Origin of the sequence: Jiangella anatolica (assembly GCF_003236295.1) — a bacterium.
Taxonomy (GTDB): Bacteria; Actinomycetota; Actinomycetes; order Jiangellales; family Jiangellaceae; genus Jiangella; species Jiangella anatolica.
On sequence record NZ_POTW01000024.1, the window covers coordinates 13,050 to 38,734 of the forward strand.

23 protein-coding genes are annotated in these 25,685 nt (G+C 70.0%); 7 read left to right on the forward strand and 16 right to left on the reverse strand.

Translation table 11 applies throughout. The features are described 5' to 3' along the window. Positions 1-13: 13 nt before the first annotated feature. From C1I92_RS12095 to C1I92_RS12170, 16 genes are all read right to left on the reverse strand, one after another. Entirely contained in the window at positions 14-940 is a 927-nt protein-coding gene (locus C1I92_RS12095) for an ABC transporter permease (RefSeq protein ID WP_111254914.1), read from the reverse strand. Beyond that, a complete protein-coding gene (locus tag C1I92_RS12100) occupies positions 933-1,859 on the reverse strand; it encodes an ABC transporter permease (protein ID WP_111254915.1) in 927 nt (308 codons plus the stop codon). Before C1I92_RS12100 ends, C1I92_RS12095 begins: the two co-directional genes overlap by 8 nt. Before the next feature lie 109 nt (positions 1,860-1,968). Then, positions 1,969-3,630 (reverse strand): peptide ABC transporter substrate-binding protein, encoded by a 1,662-nt coding sequence (locus C1I92_RS12105; protein ID WP_158564096.1) that lies wholly within the window; start codon positions 3,628-3,630, stop codon positions 1,969-1,971. Positions 3,631-3,967: 337 nt separating this feature from the next. Beyond that, positions 3,968-4,969, reverse strand: coding sequence for an ABC transporter permease (locus tag C1I92_RS12110; RefSeq protein ID WP_111254917.1), 1,002 nt, complete (start codon positions 4,967-4,969; stop codon positions 3,968-3,970). Beyond that, on the reverse strand, positions 4,962-5,882 hold the full coding sequence (locus tag C1I92_RS12115) for an ABC transporter permease (protein WP_111254918.1): 921 nt from the start codon (positions 5,880-5,882) through the stop codon (positions 4,962-4,964). Before C1I92_RS12115 ends, C1I92_RS12110 begins: the two co-directional genes overlap by 8 nt. A 74-nt stretch (positions 5,883-5,956) precedes the next feature. After that, a complete protein-coding gene (locus C1I92_RS12120; RefSeq protein WP_111254919.1) occupies positions 5,957-7,603 on the reverse strand; it encodes a peptide ABC transporter substrate-binding protein in 1,647 nt (548 codons plus the stop codon). Between the two features lie 228 nt (positions 7,604-7,831). Continuing rightward, a complete protein-coding gene (gene typA / locus C1I92_RS12125) occupies positions 7,832-9,694 on the reverse strand; it encodes a translational GTPase TypA (protein WP_111254920.1) in 1,863 nt (620 codons plus the stop codon). A gap of 176 nt (positions 9,695-9,870) precedes the next feature. Then, the gene (locus tag C1I92_RS12130) at positions 9,871-10,794 is read right to left on the reverse strand and encodes a putative endonuclease domain-containing protein (RefSeq protein ID WP_111254921.1); all 924 of its coding nucleotides are present in this window, start codon (positions 10,792-10,794) and stop codon (positions 9,871-9,873) included. Positions 10,795-10,969: 175 nt separating this feature from the next. Next, the gene (locus C1I92_RS12135) at positions 10,970-12,010 is read right to left on the reverse strand and encodes an ABC transporter ATP-binding protein (protein WP_111254922.1); all 1,041 of its coding nucleotides are present in this window, start codon (positions 12,008-12,010) and stop codon (positions 10,970-10,972) included. 2 nt (positions 12,011-12,012) lie between these two features. Then, on the reverse strand, positions 12,013-13,173 hold the full coding sequence (locus C1I92_RS12140; RefSeq protein ID WP_111254923.1) for an ABC transporter ATP-binding protein: 1,161 nt from the start codon (positions 13,171-13,173) through the stop codon (positions 12,013-12,015). Beyond that, on the reverse strand, positions 13,173-14,168 hold the full coding sequence (locus C1I92_RS12145) for an ABC transporter permease (protein WP_111254924.1): 996 nt from the start codon (positions 14,166-14,168) through the stop codon (positions 13,173-13,175). Before C1I92_RS12145 ends, C1I92_RS12140 begins: the two co-directional genes overlap by 1 nt. 13 nt (positions 14,169-14,181) lie before the next feature. Continuing rightward, on the reverse strand, positions 14,182-15,714 hold the full coding sequence (locus C1I92_RS12150; RefSeq protein WP_111254925.1) for an ABC transporter permease: 1,533 nt from the start codon (positions 15,712-15,714) through the stop codon (positions 14,182-14,184). A 176-nt stretch (positions 15,715-15,890) separates the two neighbouring features. Beyond that, positions 15,891-17,648: an ABC transporter family substrate-binding protein gene (locus C1I92_RS12155; protein ID WP_146605111.1), complete on the reverse strand. Its 1,758-nt coding sequence runs from the start codon at positions 17,646-17,648 to the stop codon at positions 15,891-15,893. Positions 17,649-17,831: 183 nt separating this feature from the next. Beyond that, the gene (locus tag C1I92_RS35275; protein WP_158564097.1) at positions 17,832-18,533 is read right to left on the reverse strand and encodes an MFS transporter; all 702 of its coding nucleotides are present in this window, start codon (positions 18,531-18,533) and stop codon (positions 17,832-17,834) included. Then, positions 18,488-19,057, reverse strand: a complete 570-nt coding sequence (locus tag C1I92_RS35280) for an MFS transporter (protein WP_158564098.1) — start codon at positions 19,055-19,057, stop codon at positions 18,488-18,490. The genes C1I92_RS35275 and C1I92_RS35280 overlap by 46 nt, the downstream gene beginning before the upstream one ends. Beyond that, positions 19,054-19,644 (reverse strand): winged helix-turn-helix domain-containing protein, encoded by a 591-nt coding sequence (locus C1I92_RS12170; RefSeq protein WP_111254929.1) that lies wholly within the window; start codon positions 19,642-19,644, stop codon positions 19,054-19,056. The genes C1I92_RS35280 and C1I92_RS12170 overlap by 4 nt, the downstream gene beginning before the upstream one ends. A 199-nt stretch (positions 19,645-19,843) precedes the next feature. On the opposite strand from C1I92_RS12170, the gene C1I92_RS12175 reads away from it, so the two are divergent. The 7 genes from C1I92_RS12175 to C1I92_RS12205 all read left to right on the forward strand — a co-directional run bounded on the left by C1I92_RS12175 (position 19,844) and on the right by C1I92_RS12205 (position 25,684). After that, positions 19,844-20,131 (forward strand): Rv0250c family protein, encoded by a 288-nt coding sequence (locus C1I92_RS12175; protein WP_111254930.1) that lies wholly within the window; start codon positions 19,844-19,846, stop codon positions 20,129-20,131. Between the two features lie 66 nt (positions 20,132-20,197). After that, entirely contained in the window at positions 20,198-20,995 is a 798-nt protein-coding gene (sdhC, locus tag C1I92_RS12180) for a succinate dehydrogenase subunit SdhC (protein ID WP_111254931.1), read from the forward strand. Positions 20,996-21,011: 16 nt separating this feature from the next. Further along, entirely contained in the window at positions 21,012-22,799 is a 1,788-nt protein-coding gene (locus tag C1I92_RS12185) for a fumarate reductase/succinate dehydrogenase flavoprotein subunit (protein WP_111254932.1), read from the forward strand. Positions 22,800-22,811: 12 nt separating this feature from the next. Beyond that, on the forward strand, positions 22,812-23,600 hold the full coding sequence (locus C1I92_RS12190) for a succinate dehydrogenase/fumarate reductase iron-sulfur subunit (protein WP_111254966.1): 789 nt from the start codon (positions 22,812-22,814) through the stop codon (positions 23,598-23,600). 4 nt (positions 23,601-23,604) lie between these two features. Next, positions 23,605-23,901, forward strand: coding sequence for a 4a-hydroxytetrahydrobiopterin dehydratase (locus C1I92_RS12195; RefSeq protein ID WP_111254933.1), 297 nt, complete (start codon positions 23,605-23,607; stop codon positions 23,899-23,901). Positions 23,902-23,910: 9 nt separating this feature from the next. Continuing rightward, entirely contained in the window at positions 23,911-24,912 is a 1,002-nt protein-coding gene (locus C1I92_RS12200) for an acetamidase/formamidase family protein (protein WP_111254934.1), read from the forward strand. A gap of 13 nt (positions 24,913-24,925) precedes the next feature. Beyond that, positions 24,926-25,684, forward strand: coding sequence for an SDR family NAD(P)-dependent oxidoreductase (locus C1I92_RS12205; RefSeq protein WP_111254935.1), 759 nt, complete (start codon positions 24,926-24,928; stop codon positions 25,682-25,684). Position 25,685: the final 1 nt, after the last annotated feature.

The following is a 25,685-nucleotide window of genomic DNA, read 5'->3' on the forward strand; positions in this document are numbered from 1 at the left end:
CCTGTGGTGTTGCTCAACGCAGCTTCGGATCGAGCGCATCGCGGATGGCATCACCGAGCATGATGAAGGCCAGCACACACAACGACAGCGCTGACGCCGGGAACAACAGCATATGCGGCGACGTGCGGACGTAGTCCTGCGCCCGGCTGATGGCCAGGCCCCACGAGACCACCGGCGGCTGCAGCCCGACGCCGAGGAACGACAGCGTCGCCTCGGCGGCGATGTACCCGCCGATGGCGATCGTCGCGACGACGATGACCGGCGCGATCGCGTTCGGCACCACGTGCTTGAGGATCATCCGGGTGCCGCCGGCGCCGAGCGCGCGCGCCGCCTGGACGTAGTCGGCCGAGCGCACCTGCAGCACCGACGAGCGCATGATGCGCATGATCTGCGGCCAGCCCAGCGCGGCCAGTGCCAGCACGACCTTCGAGATCGTGACCAGCTCCGGTGTCTCCGCGTCGCCGGGGAACGAGACCAGCACGATCAGCGCGCCGAGCAGCAGCGGGATGCCGAAGAAGATGTCGCCGAGCCGGGACACGACGGTGTCGGTGGTCTTGCCGTAGAAGCCGGCGATGGTGCCGGTGATGCCGCCGATGATCAGCACGCCGATCGCCGTCAGCACACCCACCATGATCGAGGCCCTGGCGCCGTAGATGGTCTGCGTGTAGACGTCGCAGCCGTTGTTGTCGTAGCCGAACCAGGCCGCGCCGCTGGGGCCCTGGCGGGTCAGCCCGAGGTCGCAGTCGGTCGGGCTCAGCGAGGTGAACAGGCTCGGTGCGATGGCGATGGTCACGAACAACAGGAACAGCACGCCCGAGATGATGAACGTCGGCTTGCGGATCAGGTCGTGCCACGCGTCGCGGCCCAGCGTCCGGACGGCGGTCTCGGTCGTCTCGGGCGCTTCGGCCGCGGCGACGACGGGAGGTATGGGGTCAGCCATGACTGATCCTCGGGTCGAGCCAGCCGTAGATGAGATCGACCAGCAGGTTCACCAGCAGGAAGACGAGGACGAGCACGGTCACCGCGCCGGTGACCATGACACCGTCCCTGGTGGTGATGGAACGGAAGATGAGGTTCCCCACGCCGGGGACGTTGAAGATTCCCTCGGTGACGATGGCGCCACCGAGCAGCGCGCCGAAGTCGGCGCCGATGAACGTGATGACCGGGATCAGCGAGTTGCGCATCGTGTGGATGCCGATGACGCGGCGCTGCGGCAGGCCCTTCGCGACGGCCGTGCGGACGTAGTCGGCCCGGCGGTTCTCCGCGAGGCTGGTCCGCGTCAGCCGGGCGACGTAGGCCAGTGAGAGTGAGGCGAGCACGAACCCCGGCAGGATCAGGTTGTACAGGCTCGCGTCACCGCCCACCGTGGCCGGGAAGATCCCCCACCGCATGCCGAGGAACAGCTGCAGCACCGATCCGATGACGAACACCGGGATCGAGACGACGACCAGAGTGGAGACCAGCACAAGGTTGTCGATGAAGCTGCCGCGCCGCAGTCCGGCGAGGATGCCGGCGCCGATGCCGATGAGGATCTCGAAGGCGATCGCGACCAGGGCCAGCTTCACCGTCGTCGGGTAGGCCCGCAGCAGCTCCTCGCCGACCGAGAGGCCCTGGAACGTCTCGCCGAAGTCGCCGTGCAGCAGGCTCCACAGGTACTTGGCGTAGGCGATCAGCCAGAAGTCGTCCAGGTTGTACTTGTCCGTCATCTCCGCGACGTACGCGGGCGGACACGGCCTGGCACCGCAGCGGCCGGCGAACGGATCGCCCGGCAGGAACCAGACCAGGGTGTAGATGATGAGCGTCGTGCCGATGATCACCGGGATCATCTGGAGCAGGCGGCGCGCGACGTACCGGCCCATGGACCAACCTTTCCCGTCGGCAACGGTTTGCGCCAGCGTGCGGGGCGTCCATCTCGCCTCAGGCGAGATGGACGCCCCGCAACCGACCGCTGCGACCCTAGATCGTCGGTTACTTCACCGAGATCGACAGCGGGTCGACGTAGCCCTTCCAGGTGAAGCCCGGCTCGTTGACGTTCTCCGACCAGCCGCGCTGGCCGTTGTCGTACCAGAGCGGGATGATCGCCATGTCGTCGGCGAGCAGCGTCTCGGCCTGGTTGTACAGCTCCAGCGCCTCCTCGCCCTCCAGGCCGGCGGCCTGGCGGATCAGCTCGTCGAACTCGGGGTTGTTGTAGCCACCGTCGTTGGCCGAGCCGTTCGCCGTGTAGAGCGGCGCCAGGAAGTTCTGGATCGACGGGTAGTCGGCCACCCAGCCCGTGCGGAACGGGTTGGTGATCTCGTTGGCGTTGACCCGGCCGCGGAACGAGCCGAAGTCGGGGTCATAGTCGCCCTGGCACTCGATGCCCAGCGTCTCGCGGATCGACGTGCAGGCCGCCTCGACCCACTCACGGTGACCGCCGTCGGAGTTGCTGGAGATCAGCAGCGGGCCCTGGACGCCCGGCGACTGCGCGTACAGCTCCTGCGCGGCCTCGGGGTCGAAGTTGCACCACTCGCCGCAGGTGCCCTCGACGTAGCCGTCGTTGCCCGGCGGGACCCAGCTGTTGGCCGGGACGTAGTTGCCCGCGCCGTAGGCGGCCGCGATGACGGCCTCCCGGTCGATGGCCATCGAGATGGCCTTGCGCAGGTTGGGGTCGGCCCAGGCCTCGGTGTTCGTCAGCGGGAACGTGAGGCTGGTGAACCGGGTGGTCAGCGGCTCGGAGGCGGACCGGCCCTCGAGGTCGGTCATCCACACGTCGCCGGCCAGACCCACCGGCGGGATCTTGTCGAGGATGTCGAGCTGGTTCGACACGACGTCGGCGTAGGCGGCGTCGAGGTCGGCGTAGATGCGGTACTCGATGTTCTCGACCTGCGGCTTCGGGTCGCCGGCGTAGTCGGCGTAGGCCCGCAGGTTGATCGACTGGTTCGGGACCTCTTCGACGAACTCGAACGGGCCGTTGCCGATCGGGTGCTCGATGAAGCCGGCCTGGTCGGTGAAGAAGCTCTCCGGCATCGGGTAGAACGCCGAGTAGCCGATGATCGTCTCGAACAGCGAGTTCGGCGAGCCGAGCGTCACCGTGAAGGTGGTGTCGTCGACGACCTCGAGGCCGCTCATCGTCTCGGCAGTCGCCGAGCCCGGGACGAACGCGCCCGCGTCGTCGGTCTGACCGGCGACCTCCTCGAATCCGGCGATGTTGGCGCCGTCGGGACCGAAGAAGTACTGGTTCAGCTGGGCGTTCTCGCCCGCGGCGCCGAAGTTCCAGGCGTCGACGAAGCTCTGCGCGGTGACCGGCGAGCCGTCGTGGAACGTCCAGCCGTCATTGATCGTGATGGTGAACTGGGTGAAGTCCTCGTTCGGCTCGATCGACTCGGCCACGGCCAGGCCGGGCTCGGCCGTGTCGGGGTCATACGAGACCAGGCCGGTCCACATGGCGTCGACGATGTTGCCGCCGCCGACCTCGTTGGTGGTGGTCGGGATCAGCGGGTTCTCCGGCTGCGTGCTGTTGATCGACACCGAGCCGGTGGGGCCGTCGCCGGAGCCACTGTCGCCGGTCGAGCCGCTGCCGCCGCCATCGCCGTCGTCGTCGCCGCCACACGCGGCGAGCACGAGCGCCAGGCCGACGGCGGCTGCGACCACGGCTCCTCTGCGAGCAGAGCCTCGCATGGAATCCTCCTCATTACGGGCCTGCGCCCGGTGGGTTCACGGGCGTGACCGATCGGTCTCGCCACAGTTCGTGCGGATCTGCGCACATCCGGGTAGGGGCGCGACCCTGATCCGCGCCCTCATTTCTAAACCCGCGCATCTCTGCGGGCAAGTCCGTCAGGACCGACGTCGTACAACGCAACCGGACTGTGACCATACCGGCTGGTAGCTGTGATCCTGCCGCTGTACTGCGACGTTAGCTGCGGATTCTTCGGCGGAACCGGTCCGATCATGACGTGTTTGCGGAACTTCGGGTGGTCACGATCACACGTCAACGCAGCCTCGGGTCGAAGGCGTCGCGGACCGCGTCGCCGAGCATGATGAAGGCGAGCACCGTCACGGAGAGGAAGGCGCCGGGGAACAGCAGCATGTGCGGGGACTGACGGATGTAGGCGCGCGCCTCGCTGATCGCGATGCCCCACGAGATGACCGGCGGCCGCAGCCCGATGCCCAGAAACGACAGCGTCGCCTCCAAGACGACGAACACGCCGAGGATGATGGTGGAGTAGACGACGACCGGCGCGACGGCGTTGGGCAGGACGTGGCGCAGCAGGACGCGCCGGCTGCCGGCGCCGAGCCCGCGTGCGGCCTGCACGTACTCGGCCTGCTTGACCTGGATCACCGTCGAGCGCATCAGCCGGGCCACCGTCGTCCAGCCGAGCACGCCCAGCGCCAGCACCACCTTGCCGATGGTCTGCCAGGCCGGCGTCTGCACCGTCGACGGGAACGTCGCCAGCACGATGATCGCGCCGAGCAGCATCGGCACGGCGAAGAACATGTCGGTGACGCGCGACAGCAGCGTGTCGAGCCAGCCGCCGTGGTACCCGGCGATCATGCCGATCACGCTGCCGACGACCGCGATGCCGATGGTCGTCAGCACGCCGACCAGGATCGAGGCCCGCGCGCCGTAGACGGTGCGCGCGTACATGTCGCAGCCCTGGAGGTCGTAGCCGAACCAGGCGCTCGCGCTCGGCGGCTGGCGGGAGAAGGCGAGGTCGCAGGCCTCCGGATCGGTGCTGGTGAACAGCCCGGGCGCCGCGGCCATCGCGACCAGCACGACGATGATCGCGGCGGAGATCAGGAAGACCGGGCTGCGGCGCAGGTCGCGCCAGGCGTCGCCGGCCAGCGAGTGCGGGGTGGACGCCGCGTGCCCGCCGCCGCGCGGGCGGCCGCGCCTCGTCCGCCCCGGACGGACACCGCGTCCGGCCGCGCGCCGTCCGCCGGCGCGGGCCGGCGGCGGCACGACCTGGTCCGGGATCGTCGGCCTAGACATGGCGGATCCTCGGGTCGAGCACCGCGTACAGCAGGTCGACGACCAGGTTGACCAGCAGGAAGACCAGCACGAGCACGGTGACGGCGGCGGTCACCGTCCCGCCCTCGTGCGCGTTGATGCCGCGGAAGATCATGTTGCCCACGCCCGGGATGTTGAAGATGCCCTCGACGACGACCGCGCCGCCGAGCAGCCCGCCGAAGTCGGCGCCGACGAACGTCACCACCGGGATCAGCGAGTTGCGCAGCGTGTGCACGCCGATCACCCGCTGCCGCGTCAGCCCCTTCGCGATCGCGGTGCGGACGTAGTCGGTGCGCAGGTTCTCCACCAGGTTGGCCCGGACCAGCCGCGCGACGAACGCCAGCGACAGGCTGCCCAGCACGATCGCCGGCAGCACCAGCGAGAAGAGGCTGCCGTCCGACGTCACCGGGAACCAGCCGAGCCGCACGCCGAACATGATCTGCGCCAGCAGCCCGGTCACGAACACCGGGATCGACACCACGACCAGCGTGCTGACCAGCACCAGGTTGTCCAGGAAGCCGCCGCGGCGGATGCCGGCCAGCACGCCGGCGGCGATGCCGATGACGACCTCCACCAGGATCGCCAGCGCCGTCAACTGCAGCGTCGTCGGGTAGCGCTGCAGCAGCTCGTCGGCGATGGACGCGCCCGTGAACGTCTGGCCGAAGTCGCCGGTGACCAGGTTGCCCATGTACTTCAAGTAGGCCAGCGGCAGCGGGTCGTCGAGGTTGTACTCGGCCGTCATCCGGTCGATGTAGCGCTGCGGGCACGGCCGGTCGCCGCACTTGGCCGCGAACGGGTCGCCCGGCAGCGCCCACACCAGCGCGTAGATGAGGAACGTGGTCCCGATGACCACGGGCACCATCTGTCCGAGGCGCTGGACGACGTACCGACCCATGACCTTCCTTCAGCGGGGAGCAGCGCCGCGGGTGCGCGCCGCAGCAGACTGTACGGCGCGCACCCCAGGAAGCGTCAGCCGGTGGTGGTGACGCTGAGCAGGTCGACGGTCTGGAACACGGTGATCCGGACGTTGTCCACGTGGGTGGAGTAGCCGGCGATGTTGACCCGGTGCCAGAGCGGGATGGCCGGCATGTCGGCAGCCAGCATCCGCTCCGCCTCGAGGTACCTCGCGATGCCCGGGACGCCCCCCAACGTGGCCGCCTCGTTGACCGCGTCGTCGAAGGCCTGGTTGTGGTAGTCGCCGTCGTTCGCCGACGCGCCCGTGGCGTAGAGCGGCACCAGGAAGTTCTCCAGCGACGGGTAGTCCATCTGCCAGCCGGTGCGGAAGATGCCGCCCATCTCACGGTTGGTGATCAGGTCGCGGAACGTGGCGAGGTCGACCACCGGCGAGGGAACGCACTCGATCCCCAGCACGTCGGTGATGTTGTTGCAGACCGCGGTGACCCACCCGTTGTGGTCGGAGTCGCCGTTGAACGACAGCGCGATCGGGCCCTCGATCCCATCGGTCTGGGCGTACAGCGCCTGCGCCGCGGTCTCGTTGTAAGTGCAGAAGTCGCCACACGTGTCCGGGACGGCGCCGGGGACAACCTGCGGGATGGACCAGCTGGTCGCCGGGGTGCGTGCGCCGGAGAAGATCGTGTCGACGATGGTCTGCCGGTCGATCGCCATCGAGATGGCCTGCCGCAGCCGCGGGTCCTCGAACCGGTCGTCCACGCTGACGGGTGCGAACGTGATGGTCTCGGTGACACCGGTCGGACGGCGGATGTACCGGTCGCCGAGGTCGATCTGGTACGTGTTGCCGGCCAGCGCCGACGTCGGCAGCAGCGGCATGATGTCGAGCTGGTCGGCCTGCAGGTCGTTGTACGCGGCGTCGTCGTTCTCGTAGATGCGGTAGATCGCGCCGTCGATGCTCGGCTGCACGTCGCCCGCGTAGTCGGGGTAGGCGGTCAGCCGCACGTCGATGTTCGGCTCCCACGACTCGAACTGGAACGGGCCGGTGCCGATCGGGTGCTGGCCGAACGCCTCGGGGTCGTCGAAGAACGCCTGCGGCAGGGGGGCGAACGCGGTGTAGCCCAGACGCAGCGAGAACTGCGACTCGGGCTGGCTGAGCGTGACGGTGAACGTCAGGTCGTCGACGACCTGCAGCCCGGACATCGTCTCGGCGGCCGCCGAGCCCTCGACGTACTCGCCCGACTCCGGATCGAACTCGCCCTGGACGTCCGCGTAGCCCTGGATCGGCTCGAAGAAGTAGCTGTTCAGCGTCGCGTTGGAGCCCAGCGCCGCCCAGTTCCAGGCGTCGACGAAGCTGCTCGCGGTGACCGGGGAGCCGTCGTGGAAGGTCCAGCCCTCCTCGAGCGTGATGGTCCAGACCTGGCTGTCGTCGCTGCTGATGTCGGCCGCGATCTCGTTCGCCATGTCCCCGGTATCCGGGTCGTAGCTGATGAGGAACGAGAACACCTGGTCCAGGATGTCGCCACCGCAGACCTCGTTGGTGTTCGCCGGCACGAACGGGTTCTGCGGGTTGCAGCCGCGGACGGTGACGGTGTTGGCGCTCTCGCCGGCCGCGTCGCTGCTGTCGTCACCGCCGCCACAGGCGCCCAGTGCGAGCGCGAGCGCGACGGTTCCCAGCACCACCGACCTGCGTGGCGAGACTGGCATGGCGTTTCCTCCCCGAACTCCCGAGGCGAGGCTGCGGAGTGCCCGATGCCAGCGCCACTCGGCCGTTTTGGCCGATTTGGGCACAAACGTGCCCGTCACTTTCTATGTGCCGACCTCGTCCCGGGGCAAGTCCTGCCGTTGGCCGATCTCATACTCGCAACAAGAACGTGACCTCTCCCGCGACCGGTGACATCATCGCTCACCTGCGCCGACGACGCCAGGAGCGGGCTACTGGGCGTGCTTGCGACGGGCCGCCGCCCGGCCACGTGTGGCGGCGTCGAGGACGACCTTGCGCAGCCGGACCGCCTTCGGCGTGACCTCGACGCACTCGTCGTCACGGCAGAACTCCAGCGCCTGCTCCAGCGACAGCTTGCGCGGCGGGATCAGCCGCTCCAGCTCGTCGGCCGTGGAGGAGCGGACGTTGGTGAGCTTCTTCTCCTTGGTGATGTTGACGTCCATGTCGTCGGAGCGGGAGTTCTCGCCGACGATCATGCCCTCGTACACCTCGGTCGTCGGCTCGACGAACAGCGTGCCGCGTTCCTGCAGGTTGAACATGGCGTACGAGGTGGCGACGCCGGAGCGGTCGGCGACCAGCGAGCCGGTCGGGCGGGTGCGCAGGTCGCCGGCCCACGACTCGTAGCTCTCGAACACGTGGTGGGCGAGGCCGGTGCCGCGCGTCTCGGTGAGGAAATCGGTGCGGAACCCGATCAGGCCGCGGGCCGGCACGACGAACTCCATGCGGATCCAGCCGGTGCCGTGGTTGGTCATCTGCTCCATGCGGCCCTTGCGGACCGCCAGCAGCTGGGTGACGGCGCCGAGGTACTCCTCCGGGCAGTCGACGGTGAGCCGCTCGAACGGCTCCTGCACCTTGCCGTCGACCTCGCGGGTCACGACCTGCGGCTTGCCGACGGTGAGCTCGTAGCCCTCGCGGCGCATCGTCTCGACGAGGACGGCGAGGGCCAGCTCGCCGCGGCCCTGAACCTCCCAGGCGTCCGGCCGCTCCGTCGGCAGCACCCGCAGCGAGACGTTGCCGATCAGCTCGGACTCCAGCCGGTCCTTGACCAGCCGCGCCGTCACCTTCGATCCCCCGGACCGGCCGGACAGCGGCGACGTGTTCGCGCCGATCGTCATCGACAGCGCCGGCTCGTCGACGGTGATCAGCGGCAGCGGCCGCGGGTCGTCGACGTCGGCCAGCGTCTCGCCGATGGTGATCTCGGGGATGCCGGCGACGGCGATGATGTCGCCCGGGCCGGCCTTCTCGGCGGGGACCCGCTCCAGCGCCTCGGTCATCAGCAGCTCGGTGACCTTGACCCGCTCGATGCTGCCGTCCTTGCGGCACCACGCCACCTGGGAGCCCTTGGCGATCTCGCCCTCGCGGACCCGGCACAGCGCCAGCCGGCCCAGGAACGGCGACGCGTCGAGGTTCGTGACGTGCGCCTGCAGCGGCGCGCCGTCGGTGTACGTCGGCGCCGGGATCGTCTCGAGGATGGTGGTGACCAGCGCGCTCAGGTCGTCGGCCGCCGGCATCTCGCCGTCGGCCGGCCGCTCCAGCGCCGCCTTGCCGTCGCGGGCGCAGGCGTAGACGATCGGGAAGTCCAGCGCGCTCTGGTCGCTGGAGTCGTCGAGCAGGTCCAGGAACAGCTCGTACGTCTCGTCGACGACCTCGGCGATGCGCGCGTCGGGCCGGTCGGTCTTGTTCACCACGACGACGATCGGCAGCCGGTTGTGCAGCGCCTTGCGCAGCACGAACCGCGTCTGCGGCAGCGGCCCCTCGCTGGCGTCGACCAGCAGCACCACCCCGTCGACCATCGACAGGCCGCGCTCCACCTCACCGCCGAAGTCGGCGTGCCCCGGCGTGTCGATGATGTTGATGGTGGTGTCGCGCCAGCGGACGGCGGTGTTCTTGGCGAGGATCGTGATGCCCTTCTCCCGCTCCAGATCACCGGAGTCCATCACGCGGTCGGCGACGTCCTGGTTGGCCCGGAACACCCCGGACTGCCACAACAGCGCATCGACGAGAGTGGTCTTGCCATGGTCGACATGGGCGACGATCGCGACGTTCCGAAGGTCGTCGCGGCTGCGCACGGACATGCGGAGAACCCGTTCTGGATGGGGGAGATGACAGCCCATCCTACGGCGTACGAGCCCGCCGCCCCGCATCGCGCCTCATCGCCGGCGCATGACGCCCGGTCCGGACCGAACGATGTGGCATCGGTGCTCCCCCGGGCACCGGGAACTCACATCGATCCCGCAGTGACGGCACATCGTCACCCCGCGTGACTGCGCCTACTCGACTGGAGTGCGGCCTCGATCTGAGCCAGCACCGTCCGCGCTTCGTGCCGCAGCCGCCAGGGCGAGACGGGCACGACGGTCCAGCCGAGAGCGGCGTACCGGGCCCGACGCCGTTCGGTCCGCTCCGGCCCATCACCGAGCCGGTGCCACTCCGACGAGTCGACCTCGACCACAACGCGTGCATCGCGCCAGTGCGCGTCGGGAATCAGTTGACCCGCGGTCTCCTCCGGCAACGGACGGTTCCACAGGGGCTCGTCGAGCACGAGCGAGGTCCGAACGAGGTCTCGCAACTCACACTCCGGCGCCGACCGGCATCCCACCTCCACGTCTCCCAGCGCCAACCGGACCAGCGCGGACCCAGGCCATCTCGCGTCGCCGACGGCGCCAGCCAACTGCTCGCGGGTGGTCAGGCCGGACTGGACGGCCTCGCAGAGCAGTGCACGTACCGCTCGCAGTGAGAGCATGCCTCGGCAGGTGTCCACGACGGCTCGCGCCGGCGGCGCCACCGGAATGCCGTCGATCCGCCTGGGCGTCGGCAGGGCTGACGTGCGCCGATATTGGGCAAACGCCAATCCGCCCGGTTGCCGGGCCGCTGGCACCAGGCAGACCAGCGCGGCCTCGGCCGGTACGTAGCGCAGCCCGTAGGCACGACAGGCGTGGCCGCCACTGATCATCGCCGCGGCGCCGCCGCGCAGGAGGGCTGCTCGCACCCGATGCCGAGGGGTCAGCCGGCCGGTGAACGTCGCGTAGATGCCCGTGGCCAGTCGCTGCCAGTGGCCGCCAGGACCGAGTGCGTGCCGGATGGCGGCCGCCGACATACCGCAGCCGATGGCCTGACGCCGGGTCACGATCGCGTCCTGGATCGCCGCCACGCGCGCCAGTTCGTCTGGGATGTTCACGCCTTCATCGTCCGCCCGCCACGTTGAGCACACCGCCGCGAGACCGGCGAATGTGGACAACCCCGCACAGCGGCCCGGCCTGTGGACATGCGAACGGTGTGGCACCGGTGCCGGGACGATGTGAGGTCGCTGTCGCTGGCGGGACAGTGAACTCACAGCGTTCGGGCGAGTGGGCTCAGACGACGCGGGTGTCGATCTCGGCGAAGTGGCAGGCGACGGGGTGACCGACGCCGGTGTCGATGAGGGGCGGCTCCTTGGCGGCGCAGATGTCCTGGGCCTTCCAGCAGCGGGTCCGGAACCGGCAGCCGCTGGGTGGGTCGAGCGGGCTGGGCACGTCGCCGGCGAGGATGATGCGCTCGCGGCGGCGCTCCTCGACCGGGTCGGCGGTCGGGGCGGCGGAGAGCAGCGCCTGAGTGTACGGGTGCGCCGGGCTGTCGTAGACCTGGTCGCGGGTGCCGGTCTCGACCACCTTGCCGAGGTACATGACGGCGACGCGGTCGGAGATGTGCCGGACGACCGAGAGGTCGTGTGCGATGAAGATGTAGGCCAGGCCCAGCTCGTCCTGGATGTCCTCGAGCAGGTTGACGACGCCGGCCTGAACGGACACGTCGAGCGCGGACACCGGCTCGTCGAGCACCAGCAGCCGTGGCTGCAGCGCCAGCGCCCGGGCGATGCCGATGCGCTGCCGCTGGCCGCCGGAGAACTCGTGCGGGTAGCGGTTGCCGTGCTCGGGGTTGAGGCCGACGAGCTCCAGCAGCTCCGCGACGCGCTTCTTGCCACCGCCGCGCCACTTGCCGTGCACCTTGAGCGGCTCGGCGATGATGTCGTTGACCGGCATCTTCGGGTTCAGCGAGGCGTAGGGGTCCTGGAAGACGATCTGCAGGTCGCGGCGGACCTCGTTCATCCCGCGCGCGTCCAGCCCGGTCAGCTCCTTGCCCTGGAACACGACCGAGCCGGACGTGGGCTTGTGCAGCTGCAGGATGGCCCGGCCGGTGGTCGACTTGCCGCAGCCGGACTCCCCCACGACGCCGAGGGTCTCGCGCGCGTCGACGTGCAGCGAGACGCCGGTGACGGCCTGGACGTGGCCGACGACGCGGCGCAGCAGGCCGCCGCCGTAGACCGGGAAGTGCATGACGAGGTCGGTGACGTCGAGCAGGTGCTGGCCGCCGCCGGCCTCGGACGCCGCCTGGGGCGACGTGTCGGTCGAGGTCGCCATGGTCACACCGCCTCGCTCTCAGTGCGGAAGTACACCGTCGGGTCGTCGACGTCGGCGAGCTTGTCCCAATGGTGGCACGCCGCGACGTGGCCCAGCTCGTCGGTGGCCGCCAGCGGCGGCTCCGACTCGTGGCAGACGTCGGTGGCCAGCGGGCAGCGCGGCGAGAACGGGCACCCCTGCGGCAGGTTGATCAGCGACGGCGGCGTGCCGACGATCGGCCGCAGCCGGGAGCCACCGCCGCCGCCTTCGAGCGACGGGATCGAGCCCAGCAGGCCGGCGGTGTACGGCATCCGCGGGTGGTAGAAGATCCGGTCGGTCTCGGCGATCTCGACCGGCTTGCCCGCGTACATGACGAGCACCCGGTGCGCCATCCCGGCCACCACGCCGAGGTCGTGCGTGATCAGCACGATGGCCGCGTTGACCTCGTCCTTCACCTGGACCAGCGTCTCGAGGATCTGCGCCTGGACGGTGACGTCGAGGGCCGTGGTCGGCTCGTCGGCGATGATGACGTCGGGGTTGTTGATGACCGCCATCGCGATCATCGCGCGCTGCCGCATGCCGCCGGAGAACTCGTGCGGATAGTTGTCCAGCCGCTTCTTCGGCTGCGGGATGCCGACCAGCGCCAGCATCTCCTCGGCCCGGGCCAGCGCCTTCTTCCGCGGCATGATCTCGTGCGAGAGGACCGCCTCGGCCAGCTGGTCGCCGATCGAGTACACCGGGTTCAGCGCGGTCATCGGGTCCTGGAAGATCATCGCGATCTTCTTGCCCCGTAGCGCCCGCTGCTGCTTCGCCGACTTCTTGAGCAGGTCGTCGCCGCGGTAGAGGATCTTGCCGGAGATGCGGGCGGACTTGGGCAGCAGCCCCATGACCGCCATCGACGACACCGACTTGCCCGAGCCGGACTCGCCGACGATGCCCAGCACCTCGCGCTCGTGCACGGCGTACGAGACGCCGCGCACGGCCCGGACCAGGCCGTCGTCGGTGGGGAACGAGACGGTGAGGTCCTCGACGCGCAGGACCTCCTTCTCACCGGGGCCGGCGGTCTCCTCGAGCTTGGTCGCGACGTGCACCTCGGCGGCGGACTCGATGATCTCCGGCTGGTTGACGCCGCCGGCGGCGGGGTCGGGCAGTGGCGCCCCGACGGGCAGGCTGGGATCGGTCATCAGTCACGCACCCGGTTCTGTCGAGGGTCGAAGGCGTCGCGCAGGCCGTCGCCGATGAAGTTCACCGACAACGCGATCGCGATGATGAAGACGCCGGGGAACCAGAACAGCCACGGTCTGGTGGAGAACGCGGTCTGGTAGGTGCTGATCAGCTTGCCCAGCGAGGTGTCCGGGTCCTGCACGCCGAAGCCCAGGAACGACAGCGCCGCCTCCAGCAGGATCGCCGCGGCCACGGCCAGCGTCGCGGCCACGATGATGACGCCCACGATGTTCGGCAGCATGTGCTTGACGATGATCCGCCGGGCCGACGTGCCGGCGGCGCGAGCCGCCTCGACGAACTCCTTCTCGCGCAGCGACAGGAACTCGCCGCGGACCAGGCGGGCCAGGCCGGTCCAGGTGACCAGCCCGATCACCAGGCCCAGCACGACGATGCCGGAGCTGCCGTAGCGGCGGCCGAGGACGGCCGCGACGACCAGCAGCGGGATCGTGATCATGACGTCGGTGAAGCGCATCAGCACCGCCTCGACCCGGCCGCGGAAGTAGCCGGCGGTCGCGCCGATCATGGTGCCGATGACCGTGCCGACGAGGCCGACGATGAACGCGATCGTGAGCGACTGCTGGACGCCGCGCATCGTCAACGCGAAGTAGTCCTTGCCGACGTTGTCCTGCCCGAACGGGTGCTCGCCCAGGTGCATGCCGTCGCCGCCGAGCCAGGTCGGGATGACGCTCAGGGTGGGCCGGCCGCGGTTCTCGACGGTGGCGATGGAGAAGTAGTCCTTGTCCCACCAGCCCGGGACGCTGGCGAAGCCGATCGAGCTGAACGCCAGCACGACGATCAGCAGCAACGTGATCAGGCCGGCCATGGCGGCGCGATGCCGGAAGAACCGGCGCCGGACCATCTGGGCCTGGGTGCGGGCGACGACGTTCATGCCCTGCGCGTCGCCGGCCACCGCCGCGGCGGCCGGGATGGAGCCTGGGGTCGTGGGGTCGCTCATCGTCTGGTCCTCCTCACGACAACCGGATGCGCGGATCGAGGAACGCGTAGCCGATGTCCGCCAGCATGTTGAACACGACGACCGCCGTGCCCGCGATGAGGAAGAAGCCCATCACCGGGTTCGGGTCGACTCGCGCGAGCGAAGTGACGAACAACGTGCCCAGGCCGGTCCAGCCGAAGACTCTCTCGGTGATGACCGCGCCGCTGAGTACCCCGGCGAAGTCGAACGCCATCAGCGTGGTGATCGGGATCATCGCGTTGCGGAACGCGTGCTTGACGACGACACCGCGCTCGGCCAGACCCTTGGATCGAGCGGTGCGCACGTAGTCCTGGTTCAGCACCTCGAGCATGCTCGAGCGGGTGTACCGGGTGTAGGTGGCGAACGAGATCAGCACGATCGCGATGGTGGGCAGCAGCAGATGGGTGGCGCGGTCCAGCCCCTCCTCCCAGAACGTGCCCTGGAAGTTCGGGGTGCGCGCGCCGATGGTGGCGATGACGCGGCCGCCGACCCGGTCGGAGTAGCTGTCCCAGGCGCCGAGCAGCCGGTCGACGAAGAGCAGCCCGCCGGTGCCGAGGCCGGTGAGGACGGCGGCCTGGATCGCCTGCCGGCGCTGCAGCCCGCCCAGGCCGTAGCCGAGGCCCATGCCGACGGCGACCGTCACCAGAGCGAGCAGCACGATGGTCAGGCCGCTGGGGTCGTCGAGCACGGAGTCCAACGCGAAGTGGCAGACGATGCCGATGCCGGCCGCGGCCAGCGCGGCATAGAGCACGTTGCGGTAGGTGAACCCGGCCACCACGGCCGTGGTGAGGAACGCCAGCCCGACGGCGGTGACGGTGATGACGACGATGCCGAGGCCGGGGTCGGCGAACCACTGGGTCTCCGACAGCAGCCACAGCGCGCCGGCCGAGGCGACGAACGCCGCGGCGAACGTCGTCACGCGTCTGGTCCGGTCGCCGGCGATGACGATCATCCAGAACAGCCCGCTGATGGTCCCGAGGACCACGGCCACCCCGATGGGGATCGTTGGATCGGCGAGCCAGTCGTTGAACCGGATCGCGCCGTACTCCTTGAGCAGCACCGCCACCCAGAAGATCGGCAGCGAGAAGAAGAGGAAGGCGCTGAACGTGACGGTGTAGTCCAGCCCGCTGTACTGCCGCAGGGCGGTGACGATGCCGACCGTGATGCCCAGCACCATCGCCAACACGGTGGCGGCGATGACCAGCTGCAGCGTCTGCGAGAACGCGACGCTGAGCAGGGCGGTGACGTCCTGGCCCTGGATGCTCTGGCCGAGGTCGCACTCGAGGGCGAACGGCACCAGGCAGCCGGCAGCGCCCCTGAGCCAGATGAAGTAGCGCAGCGGCGCCGGGGTGTCCAGGTTGAGCAGCCGGATCCGGGCCTCGATCTGCGCCTCGCGGTTCGGCGCCCGTGACTCCTGCAGGTCCTGCAGCGGATTGCCCGAGTTCGCAACCAGCAGGTACATCACGAACGTCGCCGCCAGCAGGATGAAGAACGAGATGATCACCCTGCGCACAATGAAGACCAGCATGGCTACACCAGCCCGTCGACAGTCATCAGTTCAAGCCACCCTCGTCAGGTTCCGCGCCGCGGGCCGGTCCGGGTGGGACGGAAACCTCGGCGCAAGGCTCGGGCCAGGAGCGATGAGCCCCTGGCCCGAACCATCGGGCCGGTCCGGCCGGGTTCACCCGGCCGGACCGGCAACGGTCAGGACGTGCGCGACCACTCTTCCATGTTGAACGACACCTGCGTCTGAGCGGCGTTCAGCTGGACCCCCTCGATGGCGGGGTTGTGCGCGGTGACGCCCGGGTGCGCGTAGAGCGGGATGCTGAACAGGTCGGCCCACAGCTGGGTCTCGATCTCGGTCAGCAGCTCGACCTGGCGCTCCGGTTCGACCGTGACGATCAGCTCGGTCCACGCGGCGTCGACATCGGCGTTGGAGTAGCCGTACGGGTTCTGGCCCTCGTTGGTGCGGTAGAGCGAGGCGCCGGAGGTCATGACACCGGAGCCGGCCCACGCGAACAGCGCGACCTCGTAGCTGGTCACGTCGACGATGCCGGCGCCGAGGTCCTGGGTCGGGGTGTCGACGATGTTGAAGCCGGCCTGGTCGCACGAGGCCTTGATCGCCGCGACCGTGTCAGCGCGCCGCGGGTTCGGGTCCGACCGCAGGATGCGGATCGTCGTGCCGGTGGCGCCGGCCGCCTCGACCAGAGCCGCGGCGCCGTCGATGTCGGGCTCGTCGTACTCGCCGCCGTAGGCCTCGCCGACGACCTGGTCGTACTCCGGGTCCCACGGGAAGAACTCACGCAGGTTCATCACGACGGCCTCGGGGTTGGCCGGGGCGATCAGGTTGTCCACGATCTGCTGCCGCGGCACGCACATGGCGAAGGCCTGACGCAGGTTCGGGTCGGAGAAGACCGCGCCCTCCGTCTGGTTGAAGTCCAGGTGCTCCCACGTCATCGCGTCACCCTTGATGACGGTGACCTGGTCGCCCAGGGCGTCCAGCGAGGCGACGAGGTCCACGCTCACCTGCGGGTCGATGATGTCGACCTCACCGTTGGCCAGCGCCTGGACCTGCTGGTCCTGGGCGATGAACCGGATGACGATGGTGTCGGTGGCCGGCGGGTCGCCGTAGTAGTTCTCGTTGGCGACCAGCGTCAGCGACTGACCGGCCTCCCAGCTGTCGATCAGGTACGGGCCCGACGACGGGATGACGGCCTGGTCGAGCAGCGCGCCCGGCTCCATGTCCCAGCCGCTGTTCCAGAACTCCGCGACCGGGGCCAGCGCCGCCATGTCGTCGTTCTGGATGGCCGTGACCAGGTCCTCCGGCGTCATGCCGGCCTGCTCGGCGGCGACGTGCGCGGGCAGGTAGCCGCTGGTGACGACCTCCCAGTCGGCGAACGGCTCGGAGTAGACGAAGTCGAACTCCTTGTCACCCGGCTCGCACTCCGGCTTGGCCACCAGGTCGTAGCCCGTGGTACCCGGGACGGCGAACAGCGGGATCGGCTGACCGTCCTCGCCGACCTCCTCGGTGACGTAGGCGCCGGACTGGGTCGCCCACTCGAGCAGGGCGTCGTCGCAGTCGATCGGCTCACCGTCGGACCACGTGGCGTTCTCGGCGAACGTGTAGTGGACGGTCAGCGGGTCCTCGGACGTCACCTCGTAGGTGCCGAAGTTCTCGTTGCGGACGATCTCGCCCTGAGGGCCGAAGTCCCACCAGCCGTCGATGACACCGTTCATCACGAAGGTGTTCCACGTGCCGTTGCCGGTCTCGGAGTTCAGGTTGTAAGAGGTGAACTCGGCGTCGGACGCGACGGTGATGGGGCCGCCCGACGAGCCGCCGGCCGGGGACTCGGTGTCGCCGCTCCCGGAGCCGTTGTCGTCGTCGCCGCCACATGCAGAGAGCGCCAGCGCCCCTGCCGTGAGGACGGCGAAGAACGCCATACCTCTGCGCTTGCTGGTCAAGGCTGACTCCTCGTGTGTCGGATCGCAAGGATCGCAGAATTGAGAGTGTGGCTAAGACCATCACCGCTACTGACGTACACACAAGGTGGCAGGGCGCGCTGTTACTGACCTGAAACCCAACTAGGGCGGCAGGCTACGAAATCACAACGGATCGGACACGAACCTTCCCGGAAATTCTCCTGTTCAATCGGGATCCGACAGGACAACAAGCGTGCGGCGCACCAGCAATGCCGCGGCGGCGATTCCGATTCCACCGACGATGAATGGCAGCCGCAGATCGATGGCGCCGAGCAGGCCGCCGGCGAGCATGCCGACCGGCATCAGCCCCCAGCCGAACGTGCGCCAGGCGCCGTGCACCCGGCCGAGCAGCCGGCTCGGCACCAGCTCCTGACGCACGGTGACGCTGACGACGTTCCAGGCGGCGACGCCGGCGCCGACGGTGACCATGGCGGCGGCCGCCGCGACCGGGTGCGGCACGAACCCGCACAGCGCGTAGGACAGGCCGGTGACCAGCACCGAGGCCAGCATCACCCGGCCGCGCCCCCATCGCCGGATCAGCCGGGGCACGATCAGCGCGCCGAGCACGGCGCCGGCCGCGGCGGCCATCGCGAACACGCCGAACAGGGCCGCGGACAGGCCCAACCGCTCCAGGACATAGAGGACGAACACCGCCTGCGCCAGTGCGTTGAACAGCGCCAGCACGCAGGAGACGACCCACAGCGGCCGCAGCACCGGATGGCCGAGCAGGAACCGGATCCCGTCGGCCAGCGACCGGCGGGTGGCGGGCGGCTCGGCGTCGTCGACGCCGCGCGGCGCCCGGGCGGCGGTGAGCGGCAGCGTCAGGACGAGCACGGCGGCCAGCAGGTAGCCGGCGGTGAGCGGCACGAACGGCATCGCCGCGGCGACCGCGAACAACACCCGCCCAGCGGCGCGGCGACGAAGTTCTGCGCGACGACCTCGGTGGCCTGGAACCGGCTGTTGGCCCGCACCAGCCGGTCCCGGCCGGCCACCGCAGGCACCATCGCCTGCAGCGACCCGTCGGACAAGGTCTCGAACGCGCCGAACAGGAACACGGCCGCGATCAGCACCGCGATGGCCAGGCGGTCGGTCGCGACCAGCAGGCACACGACGGCGGCGAGGACGGCCCGCACGCCGCAGGCGAGCGCGGCCACCCGGCGCCGGTCGAACCGGTCGACCAGGCCACCGGCCGGCAGGCCGAGCAGCAGCCACGGGAGGAACTGTGCGACGCCGACCAGAGAGATGAGGACGGGGTCGCGGGTCAGTGTGGCGGCGAGCAGCGGTGCCGCGGTCGCGGCGAAGCCGTCGGCGAGGTTGCTGCCGACGGCCGCGCCCCACAGCCGGGCGAACGCCGGGCCCAGGCCGCGCGCCGACGGCGCCGCGACCGTCACGGCACGTCCTCGGCGGCCACCGGGAACGTGTGCAGCTGCACCTCGACGATCCGGGTGCCGGCCTCGGGATCGGCGTCGCGGTCGCGGACCCGCTCGCGCCAGGCATCGAGGACGGCGGTCAGCTCGGCGCCGAGCTCGGCCAGCTCGCCGGCCCGCAGCCGCAGGTGCGCCGTCGTGTCGACGCTGGCCCGGCCCCACTCGCGCGGGACGTGCAGGTAGCCGGCGGCGAGCCAGTGCTCCAGCCGGGCCGACTGCGTCCGGTGCAGTTCGCCGACGACGAGCCGGGCGGCCTCGCCGCTGCCGCCGTCGGTCAGCTCGTAGCCGTCGAGCTGGGCGCCGCCGGGATAGGCCCGCCAGTACCGCTCCCGGCCGGCGCCGCGGAACGGGTCCTCCTCGACGAAGCCGTGCTTGGCCAGCTGGCGCAGGTGGTAGCTGGTCGACCCGGTGCTCTCGCCGAACCGGCCGGCCAGCATGGTCGCCGTCGCCGGGCCGTACGTCACCAGCGCGTCGTAGAGCTGGACGCGCAGCGGATGCGCGAGACCCCGCAGGGTGGTCGCGTCGATGTTGCGCCGGGGCGGGTCGGCCATACCGGAACGGTACGGCTTACCAACAACTCTTTGCAACCATGTCTTTGCATAGGTGCGCGAATTTCACAACATGATCGTCTTGAAAATCAAGGGAACGGCTGTGTGATGTTCATCCCATCGAAGGCAACCCCTGGATTCGTCGCCGCACCCGTGCCAGGCTGCGCCCTATCGCGACCGCCGACGCTCGCGGGAGGCAGTGATGGGAGTGTCCGAGAGCCGGGCCGCAGTGGCCGAGGCCGTGTCCGCGCTCGACGCGGCGGTGGCCACCCTGCGCCTCCATTACGGCGACACCCTGGGCGTCCGGCGGCTGGTCAGCGACGTGGCCCGGCTCGGCGACGACCTCGCCGAACTCGGCGATCCCCAGCCAGGCCATCGGCCGCATCCGGTCCGGCAGCTGGAGATCGTGCCCGACGAGCCGTACGACCCGAGCATGTGGGCCGGCGCCGAGGACGAGGGCCTGGGCGCACCTGACCGGCGCGCCCCATAATCCGGGCTCCTGAGCCTCAGCTTCCCGTCCCCGTCCCCCGTTCTCTGAAAAGAGCACTCAGAAGACATGGCCGCCCCTACCGGAATCAAGTCTCCGACCCGGGCCCGCATCGCCGCCCGCACCCTGCGCACCGACCGATGGTGGCTCTACCCCACGTTCACCGCGCTGGTGCTGCTCGCCTTCGTGGTCTACGCGACCTACCGGGCCTTCGTCGGTGAGTACTACTTCGCCGAGCCCTACCTGACGCCGTTCTACTCGCCGTGCGTCACCACCGAGTGCGTCGACGGCTCCCGCCACCTGGGCACCTGGGTCGGCGACTGGTGGCCGTTCTCGCCGGCCGTGCTGATCCTCGTCATCCCGCTGAGCCTGCGGCTGACCTGCTACTACTACCGCAAGGCCTACTACCGCTCGATCTGGATGTCGCCGCCGGCCTGCGCCGTGGGCGAGCCGCACCGCCGCTACACCGGCGAGACCCGGTTCCCGCTGATCCTGCAGAACATCCACCGCTACGCGCTGTACCTCGCGCTGGCGTACAACGTGCTGCTCACCTACGACGCGGTGATGGCGTTCAAGTCGCCCGAGGGCGAGTGGGGCCACATGGGCCTGGGCACGCTGATCCTCGTGGTCAACGCCGTGCTGCTGGCCCTGTACAGCCTGTCGTGCCATTCCTGCCGGCACATCATCGGCGGCCGGCTGCGCAACTTCTCCAAGCACCCGGTGCGGTACCGCCTGTGGGGCGGGGTGTCGGTGCTCAACGGCCGGCACGCGCAGCTCGCGTGGGCGTCCCTCGTCTGGGTCGCGTTCACCGACTTCTACATCTGGATGGTCGCGTCCGGCACCTGGTCCGACCCGCGGTTCTTCTGAGGAGCAGAGCTACACCATGGCTGATATCGAACGCCACAGCTTCGACGTGCTCGTGGTCGGCGCCGGCGGCGCGGGGCTGCGCGCGGCCATCGCGGCGCACGACGCAGGCGCCAAGGTCGGCATCGTCTGCAAGTCGCTGCTGGGCAAGGCGCACACCGTCATGGCCGAGGGCGGCATCGCCGCCGCGATGGCGAACGTGTGGAAAGAGGACAACTGGAAGGTGCACTTCCGCGACACCATGCGTGGCGGGAAGATGCTCAACCACTGGCGGATGGCGCAGCTGCACGCGCAGGAGGCGCCGGACCGGGTCCGCGAGCTGGAGGAGTGGGGCGCGCTGTTCGACCGCACGCCCGACGGCCTGATCTCCCAGCGCGACTTCGGCGGCCACCGCTACGCCCGGCTGGCCCACGTCGGCGACCGCACCGGCCTGGAGCTGATCCGCACGCTGCAGCAGCGCGCCGTCGCCCTGGGCATCGAGGTCTTCATGGAGGCCACGATCACGCGGCTGCTCAAGGACGGCGACCGCATCGCCGGCGCCTTCGGCTACTGGCGCGAGTCGGGCCGGTTCGTCGCGTTCGAGGCGCCGTCGGTCGTGCTGGCCACGGGCGGCATCGGCAAGTCCTACAAGGTGACGTCGAACTCGTGGGAGTACACCGGCGACGGGCACGCGCTCGCGCTGGAGGCCGGTGCCAGCCTCGTCAACATGGAGTTCGTCCAGTTCCACCCGACCGGCATGGTCTGGCCGCCGTCGGTGAAGGGGATCCTGGTCACCGAGTCGGTCCGCGGCGACGGCGGCGTGCTGCGCAACAGCGAGGGCCGCCGGTTCATGTTCGACTACATCCCCGAGTTCTTCAAGGCCGAGACGGCGGACTCCGAGGAGGAGGCCGACCGCTGGTACGAGGACAAGACGAACAACCGCCGGCCACCGGAGCTGCTGCCCCGCGACGAGGTCGCCCGGGCCATCAACGCCGAGGTCAAGGCCGGCCGCGGGTCACCGCACGGCGGCGTGTTCCTCGACATCGCCTCGCGCCGCACGCCCGAGTACATCCGCCGGCGGCTGCCGTCGATGTATCACCAGTTCAAGGAGCTGGCCGACGTCGACATCACGGCCGAGCCGATGGAGGTCGGCCCGACCTGCCACTACGTCATGGGCGGCGTGGCCGTCGACCCGGACACGGGCGAGTCGGCCGTCCAGGGCCTCTACGCCGCGGGCGAGGTGGCCGGCGGCATGCACGGCGCCAACCGGCTGGGCGGCAACTCGCTGTCGGACCTGCTGGTCTTCGGCCGGCGGACGGGGCTCAACGCGGCCTACGCGGCGGCCCGGCTCAAGCAGCGGCCGGCGATCTCCGAGGACGACGTGCGCGCGGCGTCGGAGCACGCGCTGGCGCCGTTCGGCATCGAGGGCGGCGAGAACCCGTACACCGTCCAGCACGACCTGCAAGAGGTCATGCACAACCTGGTCGGCATCATCCGGACCGCCGGCGAGATGGAGCAGGCGCTGACGGACCTGGCGTCGCTGCGCGAGCGGATCACCCGGCTCAGCGTCGAGGGACACCGTCAGTACAACCCGGGCTGGCACCTGGCGCTGGACCTGCGCAACATGCTGCGGGTCTCCGAATGCATCGCGCGTGCGGCGCTGGAACGAACGGAGAGCCGCGGCGGGCACACCCGCGACGACTTCCCCGCCACCGACGACTCCTGGGGCAAGATCAACCTGCACTGCCGCCTGGACGGCGAGGCCGTCGGCGTCACACACGAGCCGCTGCCTCAGATGCCCGACGACCTGCGCGAGCTGTTCAACTAGGAGAGTGTGAACGTGGGATACGACCTGAAGATGAAGGTGTGGCGTGGCGACGCCACCGGCGGGGACCTGGTGGACTACACCGTCCCCGTCGAGGAGGGCGAGGTGGTCCTCGACGCGCTGCACCGCATCCAGGCGACGCAGTCCGGCGACCTCGCGGTGCGGTGGAACTGCAAGGCCGGCAAGTGCGGCTCGTGCAGCACCGAGATCAACGGCAAGCCGCGGCTGGCCTGTATGACCCGGCTCTCGACCTTCGAGGAGGGCGAGACGGTGACGGTGACGCCGCTGCGCACGTTCCCGGTGGTCCGCGACCTCGTCACCGACGTCTCGTACAACTACCGGGTGGCCGAGACGGTGCCGGCGTTCGCGCCGGAGCCGCGGCCGGCCGACGGCCAGTACCGCATGCAGCAGGTGGACGTCGAGCGCGGCCAGGAGTTCCGCAAGTGCATCGAGTGCTTCCTGTGCCAGGACGTCTGTCACGTCATCCGTGACCACGAGGAGAACAAGCAGTCCTTCTCCGGCCCGCGGTTCTTCCTGCGCTACGCCGAGCTCGAGATGCACCCGCTGGACACCAACGACCGGCGTGCGCTGGCCCGCGAGCAGGCCGGCATCGGCCTGTGCAACATCACCAAGTGCTGCACGGACGTGTGCCCGGAGGGCATCCACATCACCGACAACGCGATCATCCCGATGAAGGAGCGCGTGGTCGACCGATCCTTCGACCCGGTCACCTGGCTGGGCCGGAAGATCTTCCGCCGCGACCAGCTGCCGGAGGCGCAGGTCCCCCAGGCGCGAGCAGAATGACAGCATGACCCGGCTCGACGAGGACGGCGTCCGGGCGGCCCTGGCGGGGCTGCCCGGATGGTCCGGCGACACGTCCGCCATCAGCCGTGACGTCGAGGCGCCGGACTTCCTCACCGGGATCCGGATCGTCGACGACGTCGCGGCCGCGGCCGAGGCGGCCGACCACCATCCCGACATCGACATCCGCTGGCGGACTCTGACGTTCACGCTGTCGACCCACTCCGAGGGCGGTGTCACGTCCAAGGACGTCGACCTGGCGGCGGCCATCGACGCCATCGCCGAGCGGCATGGCGCGCGATAGCGTCCGCACATGGACGTCATCGAGTACACGCCCAGCCGCGAGCAGTACGCCTACACCTTCGGTGGCGCCGCTCCGGCGCTGCGCGTCGCACCGGGGACCGCGCTGCGCCTGTGGTCCGACGACGCGTTCGGCGGCGTCCTGCGCTCGGTCGACGACCTCTCCAGCGCCAAGGTCGACCTGCGCTTCGTCAACCCGCAGACCGGGCCGTTCTGGGTCGAGGGCGCCGAGCCCGGCGACACGCTGGTGCTGCACCTGGCCGCGCTGGAGCCGGCGCGTGACTGGGGCGCGTCCGCGGCCATCCCGTTCTTCGGCGGCATGACCAGCACCGACCGCGTCGTCACGCTGCAGGACGCGCTGCCGGACACCACCTGGATCTACGAGCTGGATCGCGACCGCAACACCGTCGCGTTCGCGGCCCGGCACAGCGACCACCGCATCGAGCTGCCGGTCGAGCCGATGCTCGGCACCGTCGGGGTGGCGCCGGCCGGCGGCGAGGTGCGCTCGTCGCTGGTGCCGGACCGGTTCGGCGGCAATATGGACACGCCGCAGATGCGGGCCGGCACGACGGTCTTCCTCGGCGTGAACGTCGAGGGCGCCCTGTTCTCCGTCGGCGACGGCCACTACCGCCAGGGCGAGGGCGAGGCCTGCGGCACCGCCGTCGAGGGCGCGATGACCACCACGCTCATCGTCGACCTGGTCAAGGGCGGCGCGCCGGGCTGGCCGCGGCTGGAGGACGACGCGCACTGGATGACGGTCGGGTCCAGCCGACCGCTGGAGGACGCCTGGCGCATCGGCAACGCCGAGCTGGTGCACTGGGTCGCCGAGCTGTACGGCCTGCACCCGATGGACGCCTACCAGCTGTGCTCGCAGCTCGCGCAGGCCCCGATCGCGAACGTCGTCGACGCCAACTACAGCGTCGTGGTCAAGGCGGCGAAGGCGCTGCTGCCGGCCGCCGACGCGTTCGGCGGCATCCACGCCGACCTGCGCGCCCGCGCCGCAACTCTCCTCTGACGAAAGGCCAGCCATGGACCTGCAGCTCAGCGGCACCCGCGTCCTCCTCACCGGCGGCACCCGCGGCATCGGCCGGGCGATCGTCGAGGCGTTCCTCGACGAGGGCGCCAGAGTCGGCTTCTGCGCCCGCGACGCCGACGCGGTGCGCGCGACGCAGGAGGCGCTGGCCAGCCGCGGCGACGTCACCGGCTCGGCGGTCGACGTCGGCGACGGTGCTGCGCTCGCGGCCTGGGTGGAGGAGTCGGCGGCGGTGCTGGGCGGGCTCGACACCGTCGTCGCCAGCGTCAGCGCGCTGGCCATCCCGGACACCGAGGAGAACTGGCTGCAGAGCCTGAACGTCGACCTCATGCACACGGTCCGGCTGGTGCGCGCCGCCCTGCCGCACCTGGAGCGCTCGTCGGCGCCGTCGATCATCGCGATCTCCAGCGTGTCCGGGCGGGAGTCGGACTTCGCCTCCGGTCCGTACGGGACGGCGAAGACTGCCATCATCGGCTACGTCAGCGGGCTGGCCATGCAGCTGGCGGAGAAGGGCATCCGGGCCAACGTCGTGTCGCCGGGGAACACCTACTTCGAGGGCGGCGTCTGGGCGTCGATCGAGACCGGCGACCCGGAGCTGTTCCGGACGGCGGTCGGCCTCAACCCGACCGGCCACATGGGCACGCCGCAGGAGGTGGCCGCGCCGGTGGTGTTCCTCGCCAGCCCGGTGGCCAGCCGGATCAGCGGCGCCAACCTCGTCGTGGACGGCGCGCTGACCCGCGGCATCCAGGTCTAGG